At 66.1% G+C, this 6,000-nt stretch carries 4 protein-coding genes; 1 reads left to right on the plus strand and 3 read right to left on the minus strand.

Going from position 1 to position 6,000, the window contains the following annotated elements:
• Positions 1–380 precede the first annotated feature (380 nt).
• Complete coding sequence (locus tag C0541_RS20490) at positions 381–1,625, plus strand: GAF domain-containing sensor histidine kinase (protein WP_115051229.1); 1,245 nt, start codon at positions 381–383, stop codon at positions 1,623–1,625.
• A 140-nt stretch (positions 1,626–1,765) separates the two neighbouring features.
• On the opposite strand, the gene C0541_RS20495 is transcribed toward C0541_RS20490, so the two are convergent.
• The 3 genes from C0541_RS20495 to mutM all read right to left on the minus strand — a co-directional run bounded on the left by C0541_RS20495 (position 1,766) and on the right by mutM (position 5,449).
• The gene (locus tag C0541_RS20495; protein ID WP_115051242.1) at positions 1,766–3,367 is read right to left on the minus strand and encodes a glucan biosynthesis protein; all 1,602 of its coding nucleotides are present in this window, start codon (positions 3,365–3,367) and stop codon (positions 1,766–1,768) included.
• A gap of 73 nt (positions 3,368–3,440) precedes the next feature.
• Positions 3,441–4,544 (minus strand): DUF4380 domain-containing protein, encoded by a 1,104-nt coding sequence (locus C0541_RS20500; RefSeq protein ID WP_115051243.1) that lies wholly within the window; start codon positions 4,542–4,544, stop codon positions 3,441–3,443.
• An 89-nt stretch (positions 4,545–4,633) separates the two neighbouring features.
• Positions 4,634–5,449, minus strand: coding sequence for a bifunctional DNA-formamidopyrimidine glycosylase/DNA-(apurinic or apyrimidinic site) lyase (gene mutM, locus C0541_RS20505; protein WP_115051230.1), 816 nt, complete (start codon positions 5,447–5,449; stop codon positions 4,634–4,636).
• Positions 5,450–6,000: the final 551 nt, after the last annotated feature.

The raw sequence follows: 6,000 nt of genomic DNA on the forward strand, positions 1-6,000 counted from the left end.
CCCGACCACGTCGTGAACACCCGCAGATACGTCGTCATGCGGCAGCCATTCCGCCCCTGCCGCCAGCGGGACATGCTGCGCTGATCGCGCCTCTCCATTCGCCGGACGCTTCGGCATTGCCGGGCCGGGTAGTTACTTGCGACCGGACTGACACGCCGCGCTAGCGACCGCCTGAAGAATTCAGCCGGATGCTCCAGGCGCGCCGCCCTGATATGCGCTTGGGATGCGTCGCTAAGCCCTTGCAGGCATGCGATTGCCGCTGCATTTCCGCTACACATCCACAGGCGTATCGTTGCCGTGCCGTTGCAGCGATCCGCGCGCAACCAGGCGCAACCGCAGTCCTGTAAACTGGCGACCATCCATTTGTCGGGAGGCAATACATGGGTCCGCTTCCTCCCGAGTTACGCGCCGATATCGCGCGCGTTGGCCGGCTATCGTCGGTGCCCGATGTGCTGACGATCCTCGCGCGCCTGACCGGCATGGGCTTCGCCGCGGTCGCGCGCGTGACCGATACCCGCTGGATCACCTGCCAGGTCCGCGACGAGCTGTCCTTCGGTCTGGCGCCCGGCGACGAGCTGCCGCTGGTCACCACCTTCTGCGACAGCGTACGCACCCAGGGCAACGCGTTGTGGTTCGGCCATGCCTCCGAGCACCCGGTCTTCCGCGACCATCCCACGCCGCGGCTGTACGGCTTCGAGAGCTATGTCTCGGTACCGATCAGGTTCGACGACGGCAGCGTGTTCGGCACCTTGTGCGCGCTGGACCCGTTGCCGCGCGTCATGGACGCGCCGATGGTGGAAAAGGTCGAGCTGCTGGCGCAATTGCTGGCAGCGCAGATCCAGGCCGAACAACGCGCCGAAGAGAGCGCGCAGGAGTCGCGGCGCGCACGCAGCGAACTGGGGCGTATCGGTGCCTCCGCCCGCCTGCGCGAAGAGTTCATCGGCATCCTCGGCCACGATCTGCGCAACCCGCTGCAGTCCATGCATGCGGTGGTGGACATGCTGGCGATCGACCCGCTCAACCAGCGCCAGGGCGGCGCGATCCGGTCGATGCAGCGCAGCCTGCGGCGCATGGAAGAACTGATCGACTTCGCCAGCGATTTCGCGCGCGGCATCGAGCGCGACTGGCTGCAGCTGGACTACGGCAACGGCAGCGATCTGCTCGATGCGCTGTCGCAGGTCGTCGACGAAACCCGCGCCGCGTATCCGAACCAGGTGCTGTCCACGCATGTGGCCATCGACGAACCCGTACACGGCGATGCAGTGCGCCTGGCACAGATGTTCGGCAGCCTGATGATCAACGCCGTGGTGCAGGGACAACAGAGTTCGCTGATCAAGGCGGTGGCGGTCACCGAACAGGGCCGCCTGCGCATCGAGGTCTGCAATCTGGACGGTATCGACCCGCGCCGGCTCGACGTGCTGCATGCCTCCACCCATGTGCACACCGGCGGACGCGCCTTGCCCGAAGTCGATCTTGGCCTGCACATGGCTGCCCAGATCGCACGCGCCCATCAGGGCGAGTTGCGCATCCTCAGCAGCAAGGCCGGCACCTGCTTCCGGGTGGAGCTGGCCTGCGTGCGCCCGCGTGGACGCATGCACCTGGTCGCCGACGCGAACCAGGCCTGAGCAACCCACACGCGCGTACCGTTTCGGCGGTCGCGTAGGGCAGCAGCGGCGTGGTGGCGACCCAGCCATGCCGCCGGGTCCCGGTATGCCGCTCGCGTGTGCAAGGATCGCCGTGGCTGCCAGCGGCGCGTGGCCTTGCGCTAGTAGATCTTGCGCTCGCCGGCCGGCGGCGGCGTCCACTGGTACAGCCAGGTTTCGGTCAGCGGCTTGCCGCTGGCGCGCAGGAACAGGCGGATGTCGATCTGCCGGGTACTGTCGTCCGGCGGTACCAGGTCGAACATCGCCCGGTAGCCCTTGAGTTCGTGCAGCGGACGCGCCGACACGATCTCGGTGGTTCCGCGTGACACCTGGATGATGGCCTCGACCCCGGCCTTGGGATCCTTGCTCAACGCCGCCAGCTCCCCCCCGGCAAAATCCACCGCAAACCGCCACGAGAAGTGGCTGCGCTTCTGCCCGACGATGCCGCCCAGGCCGGTGCGCGTGGCCACGCACTGCGCCAACGGCGAACTGGCCGGCGGATGCGCGCCCCAATACAGCCGGTATCCCATGAGCAATTCCTGCCCCGGCTGCGGCTTGTCCTGCGGGTTCCAGAACGCCACGATGTTGTCGAAGGTCTCGTCCACGGTCGGGATCTCGACCAGCTGCACCGAGCCCTTGCCCCAGCCACTCTTGGGTTCCACCCACAGGCAGGGGCGCTTGTCGTAGAACACGCCATCGTCCTGGTAATGGTCGAAGTTGCGATCACGCTGCAACAGCCCGAACCCGCGCGGGTTCTCGTCGACGAACATGTTGAAGCGCAGCTGCGGCGGGTTGCACAACGGCCGCCAGATCCACTCGCCGCCGCCGGTCCACATCGCCAGCCCATCGGTGTCATGGATCTCCGGCCGCCAGTCCCAGTCCATGCGGCGATCGTTTTCGCCAACCTGGTACATGCTGGTGCACGGGCCGATCCCCAGCCGTTCGATGGTCTTGCGCGGGTAGAGCGCGCTGTCGATCTCCATCACCAGCACTTCGCCGTTGGTGATGGCGAAGCGGTACGCACCGGCAACGCTGGGCGAGTCCAGCAAGCCGTAGACCACCACGGTGTCCGAGTCGTCGGCCGGCTGCTCCAGGTAATAGGCGATGAAATCCGGAAACTCTTCCGGTCCGCCAGTCCCGGTGTCGATCGCCAGCCCGCGCGCCGACTGCCCGTACTGGCCCTCCTTGCCGACCGCACGGAAATAGCTCGCGCCCAGGAACGCCGAGAAATCGCGCTCGGTGTCCTTGCGCGTATTGAGACGGAACCCGGCAAAGCCCAGGTCCTTGGGCAACTGCTTGCCGCCCAGCCCGCTGCTGCCATAGTCGAACGCTGCCGGGTCGTAGGCCAGTTGCTGCGCCTTGCCGTCGACAATGCTGTAGATGTGCACAGGGGTGTGGAAATACAGCCCCAGATGAAAGAACTTCGCCTGGAACTTGCCATTGCCGTCGGCCCATAGCGCGTGATCCTGGCGGTAGCGGATCGACTGGTACTGGTCCCAGTTCAACGCCCCCAACGGCCCCGGAAGCACCTGCTTATGGCTTTGGTAAGGCGCCTTGGCCAACGCACGTGCCTGCCCCTTGAGCCAGCCATAATCGAACGGCTGCGGCGTCCCCAGGCGACGCAGTCCAACGGCCTTGGCCGCCAATGCCCACTGCGGCAGTGCCGGCAAGCCGAGCGCTGCCAGGGCGGCAGCGGCATTCTTCAGGAAGTGGCGTCGCTGCATGCGCATCGGTCTGCTCGTGGAATGGCCGACATCATAGCCACAGCTCGGTACGGCACGGAAGCGAATGCGGAACTCAGGGCGCGGTAGACGACGGCGCGCACGCATTGGCCAGCTGCAGCGCTTGTGCCTGCTGGCACAGGAACTGCTGCTGCGCCTGTTGCGTGTCGGGCCCGGCATAGGGCAGCACGGTCCATTGCTCGTTTGCCCGCATGTGCTCGCCCGGCGCCAGCTGCCGATACGCTGCGTGCACTTCCATTTCCAGCAGTCCGCGTTCGGGATGCTGCGGCGGCGCGTCCAGATACAGCTCCACCTGCCCTTGCTCCGGATGGATCGCCGCCAGCGGCTGATGCGCAAAGCGGATCACCAGCACCTGGCCGCCTGCAAAACCCGCCATCCAGCCTGCCGACGGCTGCAGCAACACCTTGCCGCGCTGGATCAGGCCGTCCTGTCGTGCATCGGCACGCAACGCGAACACACCGCCATGATGCCGATAACTCGGCGCAATCGTGCCCGCTTCCGTCGGCGCCTGGAGGCGAATATCTGCCGCGTCGGCCACCGGCACGAACACCCGCGTGCCTGCCGCGACGCGCGTGTTGAACCACAGGTCCCAGGCGATCGCATCGCTGCGGATATTGCGGGCAGTGGCCTCCACCTCCACGGTATCGGCACGCGTGGATGAAAGCGCCACACGCTTGCGGAGCTGCACGCCGGTGACCGGACTGGGCACGCCCTCGAGCTCCAGCTGATCGCCGGCACGGGTGACTGGCCGCGTGGTGGCCAACGACAGGTAGGGATCCGGCGGCCACACCGCAGCGGCGGCCTGACGTGCGGGATTGACCTGCTGATGCAGCCACCACTGGCTTTGCGGCCCCACCCAGACGTCGTGACCGAGATACGCGATATCGCCGGAGGTGGCGGACACCTCCGGCACAGGGTGCTGCTGCACCGCGCTGCCGGTCTTCAGGATATTGGGTTGCCCAAGCAGGTGGAAGGACAGCACCCGTCCGCCGAACGCGGGTGTGGCGCTTACCTCGATGACCGCGTTGTGCAGCCGGATTTGCTCGATCGCAGGCTTGTTGCTGGACGCTGGCTCATCCGCCTGGACGTGTGTTGCGAGCGGCAACGCCAAGGCGCCAGCCACCAGGATCGGCATGAAGCGACGCAATGAGGCAGGCATGTACGACTCCGATCGCAGGACCGCACGATTGTGGCGCGATGCATGGCAGCGCACCAGCAAGGCCTGTTTCATCGACGGCGCGATCGTCTTCAACGCTGGCAACTGCTGCACCACACCGTCGCACGTTGCCCGATGGTGGCGTGCTTCAACGCGCGCCCGCATTGCTTGCATGCCTCGCCTTCGCGCCCGTACACCGTCAGTTCCTGCTCGAAATAACCAGGCGCCCCGTCCGGGCTGATGAAATCGCGCAACGTGGTGCCGCCGCGCTGGATGGCATAGCCCAGGATGTCTTTCACCGCGGCGGCCAGGCGCCGGTAACGATCCAGCGACACTTTGCCGGCTTCGCGCAAAGGGCTGATTCCTGCGCGATGCAGGCTTTCCGCCGCGTAGATGTTGCCCACGCCGACAACAACGGCCTGATCCATCAGAAAGGTTTTCACCGCCGCGCGCCGGCCACTGGCCAGTGCATGCAGATAATCGCCGGTAAACGCTTCCGACAGTGGTTCCGGACCCAGTCCTGCCAGCAGCTCGTGCACGTGTCCGTCCTCCTGCCACAACAGGCAACCGAAGCGACGCGGATCGTTGAAGCGCAGGACACGGCCATTTTGCAGGCTGATGTCCACATGATCGTGCGCGCGTGGCGGCGTATCGCCGGGCAGGACGCGCAGGCTCCCGGACATTCCCAGATGCAGCAGCGCGCTGCCGCCGGCATCGGTATCGATCAACAGGTATTTGGCCCGGCGGCGCACGTCGGTAATGGTCGCACCGGTCAGCAAGCGCTGGATCTGCTCGGGGATGGGCCAGCGCAGATCAGGCCGCCGCAGGATGACGCCGTGGATGGGTTGGCCGACCAGATGGGGTGCCAGGCCCCGCAAGGTGGTTTCGACTTCGGGCAGCTCGGGCATGCACAACTCCAATCGACCAGGCCGGCGGCACGCCGGAGCGGATCAATATGGAGGCCAAGGGCGGTAAATCCAGCTTTGCGATCATCAGGGCAAGGTGGATGCCGATGCAGTGCCAGGAAGTCGGCCCCCCCAGCGAAGCGGAGGTCCTGGCATCGGTGCCATGCGCCGCGTGCGCCTTGACGGCCCGGGTTCTGCGGTGACATTCAGACCCTTCGGCTTTGCTATCGCGCCCTGCTGCGACACAAGCGCCAGGCGNCCGCGTGCGCCTTGACGGCCCGGGTTCTGCGGTGACATTCAGACCCTTCGGCTTTGCTATCGCGCCCTGCTGCGACACAAGCGCCAGGCGCGCGCCCTGGCATCGGCCGCGCTAGGGCTGTGAGCGTTGAGCCTGCGGATCCGGTGGTGAGCGTGCGTCCTTGCGCGGCGTCTGTGGCGTCTGTGGCGTTAGCGACGTTTGCGCGTGGATTTCAGGCAAAAAGAAACCCCCAGTCCTGTTGGACTGAGGGTTTCGGGTAAAGCCCCTGGCGATGACCTACTCTCGCATGGCTTGA

The organism is Xanthomonas arboricola (assembly GCF_003353015.1).
Lineage (GTDB): Bacteria > Pseudomonadota > Gammaproteobacteria > Xanthomonadales > Xanthomonadaceae > Xanthomonas > Xanthomonas arboricola_E.

Excerpts from the sequence above, each read along its gene's own strand:
- C0541_RS20495 (WP_115051242.1), bottom strand. The coding sequence starts at position 3,367 with ATGCAGCGACGCCACTTCCTGAAGAATGCCGCTGCCGCCCTGGCAGCG.
- C0541_RS20490 (WP_115051229.1), top strand. The coding sequence starts at position 381 with ATGGGTCCGCTTCCTCCCGAGTTACGCGCCGATATCGCGCGCGTTGGC.
- C0541_RS20500 (WP_115051243.1), bottom strand. The coding sequence starts at position 4,544 with ATGCCTGCCTCATTGCGTCGCTTCATGCCGATCCTGGTGGCTGGCGCC.
- mutM (WP_115051230.1), bottom strand. The coding sequence starts at position 5,449 with ATGCCCGAGCTGCCCGAAGTCGAAACCACCTTGCGGGGCCTGGCACCC.